Origin of the sequence: Dyadobacter luteus (genome assembly GCF_003383615.1) — a bacterium.
GTDB classification, from domain to species: Bacteria; Bacteroidota; Bacteroidia; order Cytophagales; family Spirosomataceae; genus Dyadobacter; species Dyadobacter luteus.
Window position 1 is genome coordinate 246,432 of record NZ_QNUL01000005.1, and the last position, 17,385, is coordinate 263,816.

Below are 17,385 nucleotides of genomic sequence, written 5' to 3' on the forward strand. Positions count from 1 at the left end.
TGACCATGGCGAGAAAGCAACCTAAGAATCAACTGCGACTTGATTTTTCTGTACGAGGAAACCGAATTGTACTGCCTCTGGGACAAATTGAAAGTCAGCGTTCTGCAGAATTGCTTTTTGAAGGTCTGGTTAGCGGGGAATGGGTTATTGAACCTGCAGGAGATATTGCGGATATTTCCTATGCGCAGGATATTGTACAGCAGATCGGCCACAGGCTTCCTTACCCTGAGGGAATTAAAATTGCTCAGTTACATTTTGCAGATGATCATTTCAAAGGTTTCTCTGCAATCTTTAACCAAAAAGGCTGGGTATTTGTTAATGCCAAAGCTGATATCAATGAGCGCAATTATCAGATCCATTTACTGACGGTATCCCTGGGGCTAAGTAGTGCTTATCCTGCAAGAACCTCACTGGCTAGTCGTTCGGAGAGGCTGGTTTTTGATGCTCTTTTGCCTTACAAAGATGTACAAAGCTTTTTCAGGACTAACATTTCTACAATTCCTGTGTTCCTGGCTTACGATATTTCCAACTTCTTTAAAGTGCCTTTCCAGGTGGTTTTGAAAAGAGCTTTACAATTAGAAATTATTTCTGATCAGCAATACCGCAATTTTATGGCTGTTCAGCCACAGGCATTTTCTAAGCCCCGTGAGTTGTTTGTTTCCAAAGACGGAAACATAGATGATCTGGAAGCTCAGCTTTTCGGAGACGAAAATCTGGAGTAGACCACGCTTACTTACCACCCATGTTGCTAAGGTCCGGCAATGGGCTTACTGCAGTCCAGCCTCCATCTACTACAATGCTTTGTCCGGTAATATGTCCGGAATGAGGTGATAAAAGAAACAGTGCGGCATTGGCAATATCTTCACAAATGGCCGGCCGGCCCATTGGCGTAATCGCTGACCATATTTTTGGATAAGTCGGATCTTCTGCCAGCGTTCTCTCCGTTAGCGTCGCACCCGGTGCTACCGTATTGATCGTAATTCCATACGGAGAAAGTTCTATTACCAAATTTTTGGCAAGCATTTCCAGTCCGGCTTTGGTCATTGCATAAGCAGCCAGAAACTGATGTGCCTGATGACCTACGACGGACGACATCAAAAGAATCCTTCCTCCTGATTTTTGCGTGCGCATCTGTCGCGCGGATGCCTGCGTAAGCAGAAAGGAACCCGCCAGATTCAGATCAAGTACCTTTTTTAGATTGTCAACAGGATATTCAAAAAAATCACCAAACAGCGTAATTCCTGCATTTGCTACGGTTATTGTCAGTTTTCCAAAGCAGCGGATAGCTTCTTCTACAAGGCTTTCTATTAACTCCGGTGAAGAGGCATCTCCCGCAAAAGCGAAACAATCTCCTCCCGCTTCCCGTATTTGTCTGGCAGCATCGGAAGCAAGTGCTTCGTCGGCATCATTCAGAACTACGTCCGCTCCCTGCAAAGCTAATTGTCGCGCGATTTCAAAGCCAATACCTTGTCCTGCCCCCGTTACTATCGCTACCTGATTATTAAACAACTGGCCGCTCATTAGATATCTGTAAGTTTGTTCATGATAAAGGTAAATACAATCTCTGAATTGCTGTTGCAGCACTCAGAGATTGTAAATAGCTATGAATTAGTGTGAATCTCTCAGCACCTGATCCCCGGATCCTCCTTTCAGAAAATCAAGATCCGCGCCTTCGTGGGCTTGCATCACATGTTTGATATGAAGATTTACATAACCCCTGTTGTAACCTAATTCCAGTGGTTTCCATGAGCCGCGCCTTTGTTCCAGTTCTTCATCAGAAACTTCAAGATGTATTCGTCTGTTGGCAACATCCAGTTCAATGATATCTCCATCCTGAACCAGTGCCAATACACCTCCAACTGCAGCTTCCGGTGATACGTGCAAAACAACTGTTCCAAAACCTGTTCCACTCATGCGTCCGTCTGATATCCTTACCATATCAATGACTCCTTTCGCCAGAAGCTTTTTAGGTAATGACATATTCCCAACTTCCGGCATGCCCGGGTATCCCTTGGGCCCTACATTTTTCAGTACCAGAATACTATTTTCATCCACATCCAGATCAGGGTCATCAAGTCTGGCTTTGTAATCGTCAATGTCTTCAAAGACCACTGCCGGCCCGCGGTGCTGCATGAGCTCCGGCTTCAAGGATGCGGATGGTTTAATTACTGCCCCGTTTATACACAGATTACCCCGAACCACAGCCAACCCAGTCAGATTTTTAACGGGTTCTTCCAAAGTGCCAATTACATTCGGATCGAAGCATTCTGCAGTTGCAGAGTTTTCAGCCATCGTTTTACCGTTGGCAGTAATAACATTAGGATGTAACAATCCAATCATTTCTTTCATAACAACCGGCAGTCCACCCGCGTAATAGAAATCTTCCATGAAGTAACCTCCGGATGGTTGCAAATTGAGAAGCAGAGGTATTTTTTCACAAAGCTGATTGAAGTCGTCGAGAGATAAGTCAACGCCAATTCGTCCGGCTATAGCCAACAGGTGAATTACAAAATTGGTTGATCCGCCTATTGCAGCATTCAGCATAATTGCATTTTCAAAAGCCTCACGAGTGAGTATTTGAGATAGACGGAGATCTTCCTTCACCATATCAACAATCCTTCTGCCCGACATGTGTGCAATTCGTTTGCGGCGCGAATCGGCGGCAGGAATAGCAGCGTTTTCCGGTAGGGTAAGTCCAAGGGATTCCACCATACAAGCCATAGTAGAAGCTGTTCCCATTACTGCGCAATGGCCATCGCTCCGGCACATGCAGGCTTCCGAAGTTGTGAGCTCTTCCTGAGACATTTCGCCATTGCGATACATCTCACTGAACCTCCATATATCGCTGGTTCCAATTGTTTTTCCTCTGTAACGCCCTGTAAGCATAGGTCCTCCTGAAACCACAATCGTGGGAATATCAACACTGGCTGCACCCATTACAAGAGAAGGCGTGGTTTTATCACAACCGCAAAGCAGAACTACCCCGTCGATGGGGTTGGCACGGATGGACTCTTCTACATCCATACTAGCCAGGTTTCGGAAAAGCATAGCAGTGGGCTTCATCAGTGTTTCTCCCAAAGACATCACTGGAAATTCCAGAGGAAACCCACCTGCCTCCCATACGCCTCGTTTGACCGATTCGGCCAGTTCTCTAAAGTGCCCGTTACACGGTGTGAGCTCAGAAAAGGTGTTGCAGATACCTATTACCGGGCGCCCCTCAAATTCGTCTCCGGGATAACCCTGGTTCTTCATCCAGGCTCTGTATATAAAACCGTCTTTACCTGATTTTCCGAACCAGTCTGTGCTACGCAATTTATTTTCTTTCATTTTATCGCCATATTTTATAATTAATCAATAAAGGCGTAAATCAGTAAAATATAATTTACAGAAGCCTTTAAAATAAAATATGTATATTCGTTCGGTACCCGTCTGAAATGATCTATGGTAAAAAATAGAATTTGTAAGCTCCTGATTTTCTTTTTTTCTGTTTCATTTTCTCACTTATCGTGGGGGCAATTTCAGCCAGATTCTTTCCTTGAAAAATTGCTTAAAAAGCAGCCGGAGAAATTTTCTCAACTCCTGGACAATCCCGACAAATATCAGATTCAGATTCTTTACACCCGCATCGACAGGAATAAGAATAATGAACCTCGTTTTCAATCCTACGGCTACCATGTTGATGCATCAAAGTATTTTTATCCGGCAAGCACTGTAAAACTCGCTGCAGCAGTAGTGGCGTTGGAGAAATTGAAAAAGCTAGGTATTGATAAACATGCACATATGTTTACCGGCGCAGCCAGACAAAGCCAGACTGAAGTGTTGACAGATACCACTGCGGAAGATAAGCTACCTTCAGTTGCTCATTACATACGGAAGATTTTAATAGCCAGTGATAATGATGCTTTCAACAGGTTGTATGAGTTTATAGGACAAGAGGAGTTGAATGAGACACTGCATCGCAAAGGATTTCAGAATGTCCGCATTGCCCATCGATTAGAAACGAATTTGAACTCCGAAGAAAACAGGTATACCAATCCGGTTCGTTTTGAGTGGGAGGGAAAGACCGTTTATGAACAACCTGAGGCTTATTCTTCGAAAACGTATTTTTCTGATACTCCGATTTTGGTGGGTACGGGATATATGCAGGATGGCACGCTGGTGGAAAAGCCTTTCGATTTTGCCGAGAAAAACTTCTTTGCACTGGAAGAGCAGCATAAGCTTCTAAAAGCCATCTTCTTTCCTGAGCAGGCACCTGTACAGCAACGGTTCGATCTTACAAGTGATGATTACACATTCCTGTACCGGTATATGTCACAATTTCCGGTGGAAACCAGCTTTCCGGAAAATTATACAGACGACTACTACGATGGCTATGTAAAATACCTGATGTTCGGAGCAACGCATACACGATTACCAAGGCATATCAGATTATTCAACAAATCAGGTGAGGCATATGGTTATGTGTTGGATAACGCCTACATCGCGGATTTCGAAAAGGGAATTGAGTTTATGCTAACTGCCGTAATCTATGCCAATGAAGACGGCATTATCAATGATGATAAATATGATTACGAAAGTGTAGGCTTACCATTTTTGGCCAATCTGGGGAAAGCTATTTTCGATTATGAGTTGAACCGTAAGCATACAGTTCGCCCCGATCTTGGCCGATTTGAAGTGGAATACGATAAATAGGATTGCCTCAGGAAGCGCGGAATCTTAACCGCGGTGCAATCTGGCAAATGTATAGGTTGATCAAATGACCTGCAATCAGCAAACCTGAACCTACATAGCCTAAGATTGTAAATACCGGATGTGTATTTTCAAATAGCAAGGATACTGCGAAAATCCCCAGCGCTCCCCAGAGTAAAACTCTCAGCGGAAGAGATTTATGCTCTTTGGTGGCGAAGTAGACAGCCGCGCCGTTGATTATAATAAAGAAATAGTCGAGAGACAAAAGCCCTGTATGTACATGATGATCATGCGCTATGGTAGTGGTACCAAAAGCTAATGCAGGAACTAACAGGCAATGTATGATGCAAAGTACTGACCCCAATATCCCTATATAATCCGCTTTCCCGTGTGAGTGTGTTACCTTCATACTAAATACAATGATGTTGCAAAAATAACACTGATTTGAATTACTTGCAACAGGGTTGCAGTGTTTTGTTTGATTATTTTTATAGAATATAGTGGGATTGTGTTAAAACTGGATTTTTATCATATAAGAACTTAACTTTGACTCTGAGGGTTCTATGATTGTTATGGCCTTTACGCGCTTACCAAATTGTTAGAAATAATGGATCAATTGAGAGAAACACTGAAAGTGCACCAACTGCGTACTACTACATGCCGCGAGGATGTGCTCTCAACTTTTATAAATAAAAAAAATGCACTGTCGCACGGAGATCTTGAAGGAGCACTTGGGGAGAACTACGACAGGGTCACTATATACCGGACATTGAAAACCTTTTTGGAAAAGGGAATTATCCATAAAGTGCTTGATGATGAAGGATTACGTTATGCGCTTTGTTCGCATAGCTGCTCTGAAGAAAAGCATCAGCATGATCACATTCACTTCAAATGCAATATTTGTGGGAAAACCAACTGTCTGGAAAATCAGCTTATTCCGGAAATTGCGTTACCCCAAGGATATAAGCCTGAAAACTTCAATTTGCTGATTCAGGGAACTTGTCCCAGCTGCAATAATTAAAAACTAACCCGGACTTGCCATCGCAGGTCCGGGTTAGTTTTTATTGTACTTTCAAAGGGAAGTCGACATTCACATCATCGCTTCCCGGAGTGGCAGATCCGTTTTTGGTGCCCACCTGATGTCTCAATTGTACTTTTAATGTTCCCGTTCCGGCCGCCCCTGTAACGGCCTGTCCTTTAATTCCTATGGGCAGGTTGTTTGCATCCTTGTCACTTGCAGTGTATGCCAGAAGAGCCGCTGGTGAAGTGGTATAAACAAAAAGGTGGTCAACTGCTTCTTCTGCAACTTCTTTGGTAATATCTACAGCCGGGGATTTACTTTCATCCAAAATCTGTGTTTCTACTGAATAAGTAGTTGCCGGTTTCAGCGTGATGTTATCAATCACGGGCGGATTACCGCCTTCACCGTCAGGATCACTTGATTTGAAAGTTGTAACATTAGTGGTACCCTGCTCTGTAAACTTCAGAATTACAGTTGTGATAAGCTCGTTTTCGTCATCGGGAGCTACATCTTCGCCGGAGTCTTTACATTGAGTAAAAAGTGCTGTCATACCGAGCAGCATAACCCAGGTTAGTTTGCGATTTATTTTCATAGTTAACAGTTATTGTGAACAAAAAGAATTTTAAAACTAGGCACCAAATTTCCATCTCAGGCGCAATGAAACCTGGCGTCCCATGTCATCTGCATAATACCTGAACCGGTTGAGGTAATCGCGGTAGGCAACATTGAACAGGTTATTGACCGCCAGACTAACTTCAAACTCATTCTTCTCAGATACAGGAATTGTAGTCCCCGCCTGAATATTCCAGAGTGAGTATGCCTTTGGAGGCGGGGCGAAATCGCTGTTCTCGGGCACGCGTTTCTGTTGTGCGACAAAAAGATTTCCCGCGGAGATATATGTATTCTGGATCTTTGTTCCCGCTCCAATCAGATATTTGAGTTGGTTTTCCAATCTGTTAGGCGGAATCATAACCAGATAATTCTTATTGCCTTTGTCATATACATTGAGATAACTCAACTTGCCTGTCCAGATCAGTTTGTGTAACACTTCCCAGTCTACTGCAAGATCCACACCTCTGAATACTGCATTGGTTTGTGTATATTTAAAGTAAGGAAACGCACCACGAATTGTTAAGATCGGCTCAGGCTGAGGTTGCAGATAAATATAATCGGCTATATAATTGTAGTATCCACCTAGTTCAATAGTCAACCGGGAAGAGGTGTATTTGAAACTTGCGATTGTATTTACTGCCTTCTCCTGCTGTAAAGTTGAATCTCCTTTCTCGTAAGCCGCTGCGCCGTGATGGACGCCGTCACTGAAAAGTTCACTTACGTTCGGAGCACGCCAGGCGGTACCTACGTTCAGGGTCATGGATAAGTTCTGAGTCAAATTTCTGGCTGCACCTATTGTTCCTGAAAAATTAGAAAAAGTAAAATCAGTAGATACTTTTTCTCTGCGTACAATACGATGAGTGGACAAAGTCCTGTAATCAAAACGAGCTCCCGCTTCAAGTTCCCATCCGTGTGTAACCAGCCTTTCTATCCAGAATAAGCCTACAGTGAACTGGTTAAAATTGGGAATCAACGGACGTCCGTTCATCAGATTGTACTGGTAAAGAGAGCTGAGACCGATTTGTCCGCTTATTTTTTTACCAATCGGTTTATGATCCCATACAATATCGTTGGTCAATGTATTGAGCTTAAAGCTAAGTTCAGGCCGGTTCAGGGCAGCTATGGAATCATTACGGGGCCTGTGCAAATCGAACTCATTCCGGTCATTGAGCTGCTGGGCAATGGTCCATTGCAATTTATTACCGTCCTTAAAATGATAATGTGTTTCGGCTTTGATCAGGTTATGTAATACGTTCTGATTCGGTCGCTCAATCGCATAACTAAATCCTGACTTAACTAATGGTTCGCCGTTTTTGATCACATTCAATAAGTCGGTAAGGCTGCCGATATGGGCTCCTGAGAATATCCCTATTTTGGTATCAAACCGGCTATAAAACAGATCAATACCGAAACCTTTGTTGCGGTACCCGGCAGCAAGAGAAAAGTTATTTTCGCTCGAACCAGTATTGTCAAGGAAGTAATTTGGAGTTCGGATGTTTCCGCCTCTTTTCAATGTTCCCTGTGCACGCCAGCCAAAACCTTTGAGATTACGAATACCTCCTTGTAGTGTGGAAGAAATAACTCCCTGCCTGCCATTCATAAAGCCTGCCATATTGACTTCGCCTGACAAGGGTTTATTGATCGGTAATTCTTCAGGTTCAACCAGAATAACACCGCCAATAGCATCCGATCCATAACGAACCCCGGCGGCACCTTTCACCACGGAAAGACGGGTGGCAACAAACGGATCAATTTCCGGGGCATGTTCAGATCCCCATTGCTGGCCTTCCTGCCGTATACCATTGTTCATGATCAGTACGCGGTTGCTATGCATACCATGGATGACAGGCTTGGAAATGGAAGCACCTGTTTGTAATGAAGTTACACCTGTCAATCCTTTCAGGCTTTCCGCAAGATTATCTCCACGCGTTTTGAAAAGTTCTGTACCTGATAAAGTGGTTAATGGCTGAGATGCAGGTGCATCCGTTCTGTGTGCGGTAATTTCTACATCCTTTAAATGAATTTCACTTTCCTCCAATGTAAAATCTTCTTCATGTCCGGAAGTAAGGTCTATTTTTTCACGAAAAGGATTATATCCAACGATTCGGCATTCTATCTCATAACTGCCGGGACAAATGTGATCCAGCATATATCTTCCCTGTTCATCGGTGAAAACTGCTTTATTCTGTCCGACCATTAAAACGGTAGCCCCGATCACCGGCAGACCTGTATGCTGATCCCGCACTACTCCTTTTATAAAACATGCACAGGCTGGTGTTTGAGCAAGAGAGTAAGTAGATGTCAATAAGAGAAGAAAAACTCCTGAAAATATGCTGATTATTGATTTTCTCACAATTGACAATTTGCTCATCGGTATCATTTATACTAAGTGCAGTATACTTTATATGTTACACTGTTGCAAAAATAAGGTATATGCAACTGTGTTGCAATATATATTCTGAAGTATTTTAACTTACTGTTATTTTCTGCATTGCTTAACAATACCTTTGCAGCGGAAATTTTTAGCTATTGTAAATTGACATTCCTGATTATTGTAAAAATCCTGCTCATGCCTCCACTCATAGCAGGTGTGACGCTTGCAGTTCGAAAGTGGGGCGAGGGCTTTGGTGGCTGGATAGGAGGCTTTCCCTGGGTTGCAGGGCCTATTTCATTTTTTATAGCGCTTGAACACGGCCCCGATTTTGCGGCGGCTACCATTCCGTCTGCTATGCTTGGCTCGGTAGGTACAATGTTTTTTGCGCTGGTATATGCAGTTGCGGCGTCACGTATGCGCTGGTTCCCTGCCGTGTTGTTGAGTTATGCTGCGTTTTTTGTTGTAGCGACAGCATCTTTAGGTAAAACAGTATCCATCCTGACCGGCCTCTTACTGAATCTGGTCATTCTCACAGGTACATTGTATATTTTTCCTAAACCAAAAGGCAAGGTGGAGGCAAAAAAGCAGCCATCTTACGATATCCCGTTAAGGATGCTTGTTGCTACTTTTTTTGTCGTTATGCTCACTCAGCTTGCAGACTATCTCGGCCCGACCTGGAGTGGTATTCTTACACCGTTTCCTATCATGACATCTACCCTGGCTGTATTTACACATTCACAGCAAGGCTCAGATGCGGCTGCAAGAATTCTGTATGGATTGCTGTTGGCAGGTTATGGGTTTGTTACTTTTCTGCTGGGCGTATATTGGCTTGTACCCATGTTCGGGCTGTGGACTTATGCTGTACTGATGGTACTGACCATGCTGATAAATGGCGTCACGATCAAGCTGATCAGATAGTCTAAACCCGTTCTAATTTGATGGGATAGGTTTTCTTAGCATTCCACTGGCATACATAAATGTTTTCGTCATCGTCTGCGCACACGTCGTGACAGTGCATGAAAATGGGTTTTTCCTGTATCATCAACTGAAGTACGCCATTTCTATATTCAGGTTGTGTTCCTCCCGGATTAGAGATCACCTTGTCATTTTTATCCAAAATAGTTACGAAACCAGAATTATCGGTTTGGTTGAGATAGCGAAGCCGCGACCAGCAAACCCCGGAATACAGTGTGTCCTCTTTGATTACCGGTCGGCATACGAATGCTCCGGGAAGAAAAATGGTACTGAGATATTTCCCGTCAAGCGTAAACCTTTTGAATGCATTGTGAGCTCTTGATGTAACCAGCAGGGTAGGGTTGGTTTTATTGCGATAGTCTACAGTGATACCATGCGCTGTGGAGAATTGAGAATCTCCGTCACCCGGTCCGCCAAATTTGTCTATATATTCTCCTTTGGCAGTGTAACGTAAAATCCATTGAGAACCGTAACCATCAGCAATATAGATGGTACCATCCGGACCGATAGTAGTTTCTGTTGGTTTGAAAGCATCCTTTTCCTTGTAGGCACCTACCTTGGATGGATGTTCTATTGTAAGCAGGATCTTTCCTTTCAGATCTGTTTTAAAAACTTTACCAGTATTGGGATCACAAATAAAAAGGAATTCTTCCCCGTTGGCATTCCAAAGGGTAAGTCCGTGACCACCGGGAAAATCGTGTCCCCAACTATCGAGTAACTTTCCTGAGCGATCGTAGATGAGGATGTTATTCTTCACTTCATCGCCAATCATGATGAGTCGCCCCTTGCTGTCCTGTACCATTTCATGGCAATTGTTCACAGGAAATTTGGAGGCATCCAGATTCCCCCAATCCTGCCGGACACGGTATTTGTGTGTTCCGTGCCCTATGATTTCTCCATTGTTGCGCGGTTTGGCATGAAGAATATAAAAGGGTTTAAATGTGGCAGCAGCAACCAAAGCAACTGTTGCTTTTGTAAATTCCCGGCGTGAAGGTTTGTCTGTCATTTGCAGGTGGTTTCTATTGCAAAGACAGACTTATTTATTTTTTACTAATCAGCTTTGTAATCAGAATCAAAGTGTTGCCGAGTATCGTTTCCCATACCTGTTCAACCAATCCATCAAACGGTTTACGTCCTGCATTTTGAAAAGCTCACTTCCTGCATTCATGGTAGCAGCCGATCCGCAGGCAACACCCATCCTTACAGCTTCACGAAGGGATTTTCCTTGTGAGAGTGTCCATACAATTCCAGCCACCATGCTGTCTCCCGCGCCTACCGTACTTTTGGGCTGAACAGGAGGTGCCGGTATATGTTCTACCTGATCTTCCGTAACCAACACCGCTCCCATAGCACCCATAGAAACGACAACGACCTCGCATTGTCCGCGAATGATGAGGGCCCTGGCAGCGTCATCCACCTCATCCAGTTCAAGCTTATCAACTCCTACAAGCTGGCTGAGTTCAAGAATGTTTGGTTTGAGCATGAAGACACCTTTTTCGGTAGCATACTTCAGCGCATCTCCTGAGGTATCAGCTATAAACCGTGCTCCCTGTTTTTGAGCTATAGCAGCAATTTGTCCGTAAAAATCTTCAGGTACTCCCGGAGGCAAACTGCCGCTGGCAATGATATAGGAAGGCTTCGGATCAAATTCTTCCAGTGTTTCAAGAACAGACCGGACTTCGGTAGGCATCATTTCAGTACCTGGCATACCAAAGCGATATTGAAATCCTGTACTGGTTTCCAATATGTGAAAGTTCTCGCGAGTCCATTGCTTGGTTTCTATCACAATAGTTTCCACTCCTTCACTTTTCACCAGTTTATGAAGACGTTGGCCAGTCGGTCCACCAATGGTAAAAACGGCGACTGGATTACCTCCAAGACGGTGTATTGCTTTTGCTACATTGATTCCCCCGCCTCCTGCTTCGTACGTTGGCGTATCGCAACGAAGTTTATTGTCAGGAACGATCCTGTTCACACTTGAACTTTCATCAAGTGCAGGGTTAATAGTGAGCGTGACAATAGGTCCGGTAGCCATAATAGTCGTTGAAGAAATACAGTCTGAAAATGTGAATAATACAGATGCGAAATTACATCTTGTAGTTTATAAATGATGCGATTTTACCGAGTTTTAAAATATTGGTAACAGAAGGCTGACAAGTGCATTTCAAAACTGGCCATCCGTAACGTTCCACCCTCCATCTACAGAAAGAACCTGCCCGGTGGCAAATTTTGAATAGTCTGACATAAAGTAAACGGCAGCTCCATCCAGATCGACAGGATTTGCATAGCGACCATGATCAAGTGGTTGTTTAGATGTGATGAACTGATCATGTGCTTCCGAAACCTGTTGGAATCCTTCAATAATACCCGGAGCAACTACATTTACTCTGATATTTTTGGAAGCATATGAAGACGAAATGGATTTAGAAAAGCCAATAATGGCGGATTTAGCCGTAGCGTATGCATGATTGGCAAAGTGATCGGAAGAGGGAGAAAATCCAAGCACCGAACTCATATTGAGAATTGTGCCGGCCTTATTCATTCCCATAAATGCGCGTACGGCTGCCTGATTGGAGAGCATCATGGAGGTCAGATTATGATCAAGTGTCTTGTTCCAGCCACTTAAACTGAGTTCATGCAGGGGGCCATCGCCCAGTTTCTGACCACTACCTCCCGCTACATGGTACAATCCGTCAAAACTTCCGAATTCGCGGATACAGAGTTGTATAGCGTCCAGCGCGGTTTGCGGATCGGTAGCATCACCTTGTTTAGCCCTGGAATTTCCTCCCAGATTTAGTTCTGCCAGAAGACAATTTTCGGGGTTGCGACCTACCATCACCACGTTTGCTCCATTCCTGATGAATGCTCTTGAAGCTGAAAAGCCGAGTCCGGTAGTTCCACCTATTACGACTATGGATTTATTGGTTAACCAGTTTTCCATGATTTCTCGATTTTAGACGCAAAGTATGGCTTATTGTACCAAATAGAAAATGCCCCGCGACAGTTTAATGTTTCGGGGCATTTTTATCAGATTAATACGGTTTGCTAACTACTTATGCTACAGAGCGTAATTGAGCCATCGAAGATTTTTCGAATTTTTCCTGAGCGTAATCCAGAGACAATGTAAATTCTTTGATCTCTTTCTGTGAAGGCAGATCAAACATCGCGTCTGTCATAATGGATTCGCATATAGAGCGAAGTCCACGTGCTCCCAGTTTGTAAAGCATAGCCTGGTCTACGATGAAATCAAGTACATCTTCGTCAAAATGAAGTTTGATACCTTCCATGGCAAACAGCTTCGCGTACTGCTTCACAAGTGCATTTTTAGGCTCTGTAAGAATACGTTTTAGTGTTTCTTTGTCCAAAGGATTCAAATGCGTAAGCACCGGCAGACGGCCTATCAATTCAGGAATCAATCCGAATGATTTAAGATCCATCGCAGTTACATATCTCATCAGATTACCTTTGTCGAATATTTCGATGATTCGGTTATCTCCCGAAAACCCGATAGGACGGGTATTGATGCGTTTTGCAATATGTCTTTCAATTCCATCAAAAGCACCGCCACAGATAAACAGGATATTTTCTGTATTCAGAGAGATCATTTTCTGATCAGGGTGCTTGCGGCCACCTTGTGGCGGAACGTTCACAATAGATCCTTCCAGTAATTTCAATAACGCCTGCTGAACACCTTCACCACTTACATCGCGGGTAATAGAAGGGTTATCCGACTTCCTTGCGATTTTATCAATCTCATCAATATAAACGATGCCTCTTTCAGCTGCTTCAACGTTGTAATCCGCCGCCTGCAAAAGACGTGTAAGAATCGTTTCAACATCCTCACCTACGTAACCTGCTTCTGTCACAACAGTAGCATCTGCTACGCAGAAAGGAACCTGTAAAATGCGCGCAATAGATTTGGCAAGATAGGTTTTACCAGTTCCGGTTTCACCCACCATGATGATATTTGATTTTTCAATCATTACATCGTCGTCGCCCTGGGCCTGATTAAGACGTTTGTAGTGATTGTAAACTGCAACGGCCAAAGAGCGTTTAGCTTCGTCCTGACCGATTACATACTGCTCCAGAAAACGTTTGATTTCCAGAGGGGGGATAGATTTAAGCTTAGGTAGTTTTGATTTCTTCTCCTTCTTATCCTCTTTTGAGCCAAGTTCTTCGGTAATTACCTGATACCCTTGCGCAATACAGTGATTGCAAATGTGGGCATCAATTCCCGACAGTAACAAGTCTACTTCATTTTTCTTACGTCCGCAAAACGAACAACTTACCTGTGCCATTTATCAATATTCGGTGATGGTACGAAATAACAATTTAGTTAACCAAAGTTCTGACTCGTCTTTGGTTACTCAAAAATTAACAACGAGAGAATCGCGATTGTTTCATTTTATCAAAACACCTGATTCCTTAGTTTTAATGACGGTAACCAATGAATTTACCATGAATCAGATCAAAAGGTAAATTCTGCGACCATGTGCTTTCCAGTCAGGGAATTCATGCACAAATTTCAGCTTTTTTGAGCGGGATAGCAAATTTAGAACTGCCATATAATAAAAGCCGCCGGGACAACGATGTTCCGGCGGCTTTTGCAAACGTTTGAGTTGACTATTTATCTCTTGTCAGTACCTCATCAATTAATCCATACTCTTTTGCTTCAGAAGCACGTAACCATTTGTCACGGTCAGAGTCAAGCGCAATTTGTTCCGGAGTTTGACCGGTATGACTTGCCAGAATTTCGTATAATTCGTGACGCAATTTAACAATCTCACGTGTGGTGATTTCGATATCTACCGAAGTACCCTGAGCACCACCTGATGGCTGGTGAATCATTACACGTGCATGAGGAAGGGCTGAGCGTTTCCCTGCTGCACCACCTGCCAATAATACTGCTCCCATAGAAGCGGCAAGGCTCGTGCATACAGTTGCTACGTCAGGACGTACGTACTGCATGGTGTCATAAATTCCTAATCCGGCATACACCGAACCACCAGGGCTGTTGATGTACATCAGAATGTCTTTCTTAGGATCAGCAGATTCAAGGAATAAAAGCTGAGCAACAATGATATTTGCGATGTTATCGTCTACGCCGGTACCCATAAATATGATACGGTCGGCCATCAGTCTTGAAAATACATCCACTTCACGGAAGTTCATTGGACGTTCTTCGATTACTGAACGCGTCATGTTTTCAACTGTATGGTTTACGTAGCCGTCTACTGTAAGGCCGTTCATCCCAAGGTGGTGAACCGCATATTTTCTAAATTCATTTCCGTGATTCATGAAAAAACTTAAATTTTAAAATGATATGTAATTTAAAGGGTACATGCTCATAAGAACAAAAAGTACCTTGTCTTAGTTTCTAATACTGAATACCAGCTTTTGTTTACTTAGTGATCACAAATTTGACTATTTCACTGAATAATCCTTGTCTGTTAAGGCGATATTTTATCGAAAAATGTGATAATGTTCAATTTGAAGTCTCACTATCTTGCATCAGCGGTTTTCAATATACCTGAAAAATAAATATACACGCCATGGAGTTAGCATCCAATTTATCAGAGAGAATCAGGCAAATCAGAATGCAGAAAGGTTTGTCGCAGGAAAATATGGCTGACATGCTGGGTTTATCGACCACTGCCTATGGTGATATGGAGCGGGGTAGAACAGATATATCACTTGGCAGACTTGAAAATATTAGCAAGATCCTGGATATAGAGCTGCCGGATTTACTGGGCTTCGGCTCTGTAGCACTTTCAGAAACTGAATGGCTTCGTCAGGAAAATACCAGACTGATGGCTGCCAACAGCCGCCTGCAAAATGAAGTCGAACAATGGAAAGCCAAATTTAAACTTTGGTTTGGCGATGGGATTATTCGCCAGATTGGAGAGCAAAGGGAACGGATAGGGTTTTAAATAAAAAATCACCATTTCGAACGAAATGGTGATTTTTTGCAAGATATTAATCTATTGATTAAGCTACTTCTTCAGCAGTCTCGCCTTTTGCAAGAGCTTCAAATTCGCTCACTTCAATTGTTTTTTCGTCAGTTGTAACCTGGCTGCGAATGATATCAAGCACTTTATTATCAAAAACCTGATTGAAAATACCTGTGTAGTTATCGCGCTCTTTGTCAGCAAGGTATCCTTGTGCCACGCGGTCGATGGTTTCTTTCATGTTCTCATCGTCACCGTAGATGCCGAATTGACCTTTTACCATTTCACGTGTGAATTCAAGAATCTCAGGATATTCTACTTTCACCTCAGCAGTATCAGCGATTTTGTTCTTGATAAGGCTCAATTTCAATGATTTTGTGAAATCAGGGAATTGCTCATCAATTTGTTCGCGGGTAAATTTGCCTTCGTTGGTTTTTTCAAGCCAATCTTTCAGGAATTCTTCCGGAAGCTCAATCGCGATGTTGTCGATCAAAGCTGTTTCGATATCGCGACGAAGCAATGCTTCAGTTTCTCTTTCGTAGTTGCTTTTGATGATCTCAAGAACTTTCTCCTTGAAAGATTCTTCAGAATCAGCAACACCTGGTCCTAATACTTTATCGAAGAACTCGTTATTTAATTCAGCCGGAGCCTGGCGAGTTACGTCTTCAACTGTCAAAGTATACTCTCCTGCCAGTTCACTTACATCTTCTTTCTTCTTACCAGTTACGTGAGCGATAGCAGCTTCGTCATTGAAAGTGTTTTGAATGTCGAATGTAATTACATCGTCTTTCTTAACACCGATAAATTTAGACTGGCTTGCTTCGTTAACCTGCTTGGTAGGGATGGCAGTACGCGTTGAGAATTCAGATGATTCCTGTTTCAGCTCACCAAATACCATGTCACCTGCTTCGCTGGTTTCAGGGTGTGTGCTGTCTGCAAATCTTTCACGAAGATTGTCAAGCGTTTTGTTGAATTCTTTGTCATCTACATTGATAGAGTGACGTTTTACTGCCGGAAGTTCAGCAAGGTTCACATCAAAATCTGTTGCGATACCAAGGTCATAGCTAAACTCAAACTCATTTGGTTTGTCCCAGTTTACTTCATCAGCTGATTTACGATCAGGCACAGGATCACCTACTACCTGCAATTTGTTTTCACGTATATAGTTGCTAACTGCATTGCTAAGCAAATTGTTCACTTCGTCGACAAGAATACTTTTGCCATACATGCGCTGAATTACATGAGCAGGAACTTTACCAGGTCTGAAACCTTTCAAGTTAACACGCTTAGAATAATCCTTGATGGTTTTGTCAACTTTAGGCTGATAGTCTTCTTTGGTCAGCTTTACTTTAAGTGAGGCTAGTGTAGGCGAATTCTTCTCTAATAAAACTTCCATGCTTCCTTACGATATTGGTAAAATTTCTTTTTAAGATAAAATGAAAAATGCCCTCAAAACATAGTCCTGAGGGCATTTGACGGGTTTAATACGGAGCAATTTATTTCTAAATTTAATTAGGAATACGACGCCCCGTCACTCCCTTGTTGTTCGTACGGGCGGAGGGAATCGAACCCCCACGCCTTGCGGCACTAGATCCTAAGTCTAGCACGTCTACCAGTTCCGCCACGCCCGCTTCTTATTTTCTTGTTCCGTTCAACAACGTTACCGTCGAATTGGGAGTGCAAAGGTATGTTTATTTTTTTAATACCTCCAAATTTTTTTAAAAATATTTTCTTTTGATAAAATGATATTGAATAATGTGCCTAAA

The 17,385-nt window shown here is 43.0% G+C and carries 16 protein-coding genes and 1 tRNA gene; 5 read left to right on the forward strand and 12 right to left on the reverse strand.

Features of this window, described 5'->3' with window-relative positions:
• Nucleotides 1-5 precede the first annotated feature (5 nt).
• Complete coding sequence (locus DSL64_RS09435; RefSeq protein WP_115830497.1) at nucleotides 6-722, forward strand: hypothetical protein; 717 nt, start codon at nucleotides 6-8, stop codon at nucleotides 720-722.
• Between the two features lie 7 nt (nucleotides 723-729).
• Here the strand turns inward: DSL64_RS09435 and DSL64_RS09440 are convergent, their stop codons facing one another.
• A complete protein-coding gene (locus DSL64_RS09440; protein ID WP_115830498.1) occupies nucleotides 730-1,521 on the reverse strand; it encodes an SDR family NAD(P)-dependent oxidoreductase in 792 nt (263 codons plus the stop codon).
• 87 nt (nucleotides 1,522-1,608) lie between these two features.
• Nucleotides 1,609-3,327, reverse strand: coding sequence for an IlvD/Edd family dehydratase (locus tag DSL64_RS09445; RefSeq protein WP_115830499.1), 1,719 nt, complete (start codon nucleotides 3,325-3,327; stop codon nucleotides 1,609-1,611).
• A gap of 114 nt (nucleotides 3,328-3,441) precedes the next feature.
• Here DSL64_RS09445 and DSL64_RS09450 point away from each other — a divergent pair, with 114 nt between their 5' ends.
• The gene (locus tag DSL64_RS09450) at nucleotides 3,442-4,692 is read left to right on the forward strand and encodes a serine hydrolase (protein WP_115830500.1); all 1,251 of its coding nucleotides are present in this window, start codon (nucleotides 3,442-3,444) and stop codon (nucleotides 4,690-4,692) included.
• 7 nt (nucleotides 4,693-4,699) lie between these two features.
• On the opposite strand, the gene DSL64_RS09455 is transcribed toward DSL64_RS09450, so the two are convergent.
• Complete coding sequence (locus tag DSL64_RS09455; RefSeq protein ID WP_115830501.1) at nucleotides 4,700-5,098, reverse strand: MerC domain-containing protein; 399 nt, start codon at nucleotides 5,096-5,098, stop codon at nucleotides 4,700-4,702.
• Nucleotides 5,099-5,296: 198 nt separating this feature from the next.
• Here DSL64_RS09455 and DSL64_RS09460 point away from each other — a divergent pair, with 198 nt between their 5' ends.
• Nucleotides 5,297-5,710 carry a Fur family transcriptional regulator gene (locus DSL64_RS09460; RefSeq protein ID WP_115830502.1) on the forward strand — a complete coding sequence of 138 codons (414 nt, stop codon included), beginning with the start codon at nucleotides 5,297-5,299 and terminating at the stop codon, nucleotides 5,708-5,710.
• 40 nt (nucleotides 5,711-5,750) lie between these two features.
• Here the strand turns inward: DSL64_RS09460 and DSL64_RS09465 are convergent, their stop codons facing one another.
• Together DSL64_RS09465 and DSL64_RS09470 are read right to left on the reverse strand one after the other, a co-directional pair.
• Entirely contained in the window at nucleotides 5,751-6,302 is a 552-nt protein-coding gene (locus DSL64_RS09465) for a hypothetical protein (RefSeq protein ID WP_115830503.1), read from the reverse strand.
• A gap of 36 nt (nucleotides 6,303-6,338) precedes the next feature.
• Nucleotides 6,339-8,675: a TonB-dependent receptor gene (locus tag DSL64_RS09470; protein WP_229217016.1), complete on the reverse strand. Its 2,337-nt coding sequence runs from the start codon at nucleotides 8,673-8,675 to the stop codon at nucleotides 6,339-6,341.
• 216 nt (nucleotides 8,676-8,891) lie between these two features.
• Between DSL64_RS09470 and DSL64_RS09475 the strand changes: the two genes are divergently transcribed.
• The gene (locus DSL64_RS09475) at nucleotides 8,892-9,614 is read left to right on the forward strand and encodes a hypothetical protein (RefSeq protein WP_115830594.1); all 723 of its coding nucleotides are present in this window, start codon (nucleotides 8,892-8,894) and stop codon (nucleotides 9,612-9,614) included.
• 1 nt (nucleotide 9,615) lies between these two features.
• On the opposite strand, the gene DSL64_RS09480 is transcribed toward DSL64_RS09475, so the two are convergent.
• From DSL64_RS09480 to DSL64_RS09500, 5 genes are all read right to left on the reverse strand, one after another.
• On the reverse strand, nucleotides 9,616-10,677 hold the full coding sequence (locus tag DSL64_RS09480) for a 6-bladed beta-propeller (protein ID WP_115830505.1): 1,062 nt from the start codon (nucleotides 10,675-10,677) through the stop codon (nucleotides 9,616-9,618).
• Nucleotides 10,678-10,743: 66 nt separating this feature from the next.
• Complete coding sequence (locus DSL64_RS09485; RefSeq protein ID WP_115830506.1) at nucleotides 10,744-11,706, reverse strand: 1-phosphofructokinase family hexose kinase; 963 nt, start codon at nucleotides 11,704-11,706, stop codon at nucleotides 10,744-10,746.
• Between the two features lie 129 nt (nucleotides 11,707-11,835).
• Nucleotides 11,836-12,612 carry an SDR family NAD(P)-dependent oxidoreductase gene (locus DSL64_RS09490; RefSeq protein ID WP_115830507.1) on the reverse strand — a complete coding sequence of 259 codons (777 nt, stop codon included), beginning with the start codon at nucleotides 12,610-12,612 and terminating at the stop codon, nucleotides 11,836-11,838.
• A 112-nt stretch (nucleotides 12,613-12,724) separates the two neighbouring features.
• The gene (gene clpX, locus DSL64_RS09495; RefSeq protein ID WP_115830508.1) at nucleotides 12,725-13,969 is read right to left on the reverse strand and encodes an ATP-dependent Clp protease ATP-binding subunit ClpX; all 1,245 of its coding nucleotides are present in this window, start codon (nucleotides 13,967-13,969) and stop codon (nucleotides 12,725-12,727) included.
• A gap of 325 nt (nucleotides 13,970-14,294) precedes the next feature.
• Nucleotides 14,295-14,969, reverse strand: a complete 675-nt coding sequence (locus tag DSL64_RS09500) for a ClpP family protease (RefSeq protein WP_115830509.1) — start codon at nucleotides 14,967-14,969, stop codon at nucleotides 14,295-14,297.
• A 254-nt stretch (nucleotides 14,970-15,223) separates the two neighbouring features.
• Between DSL64_RS09500 and DSL64_RS09505 the strand changes: the two genes are divergently transcribed.
• Complete coding sequence (locus DSL64_RS09505; protein WP_115830510.1) at nucleotides 15,224-15,601, forward strand: helix-turn-helix domain-containing protein; 378 nt, start codon at nucleotides 15,224-15,226, stop codon at nucleotides 15,599-15,601.
• Between the two features lie 58 nt (nucleotides 15,602-15,659).
• Here DSL64_RS09505 and tig read toward each other — a convergent pair whose 3' ends face one another.
• Together tig and DSL64_RS09515 are read right to left on the reverse strand one after the other, a co-directional pair.
• The gene (gene tig, locus DSL64_RS09510; RefSeq protein WP_115830511.1) at nucleotides 15,660-17,015 is read right to left on the reverse strand and encodes a trigger factor; all 1,356 of its coding nucleotides are present in this window, start codon (nucleotides 17,013-17,015) and stop codon (nucleotides 15,660-15,662) included.
• A gap of 153 nt (nucleotides 17,016-17,168) precedes the next feature.
• Nucleotides 17,169-17,250, reverse strand: a tRNA-Leu gene (locus tag DSL64_RS09515).
• Between the last annotated feature and the right edge of the window lie 135 nt (nucleotides 17,251-17,385).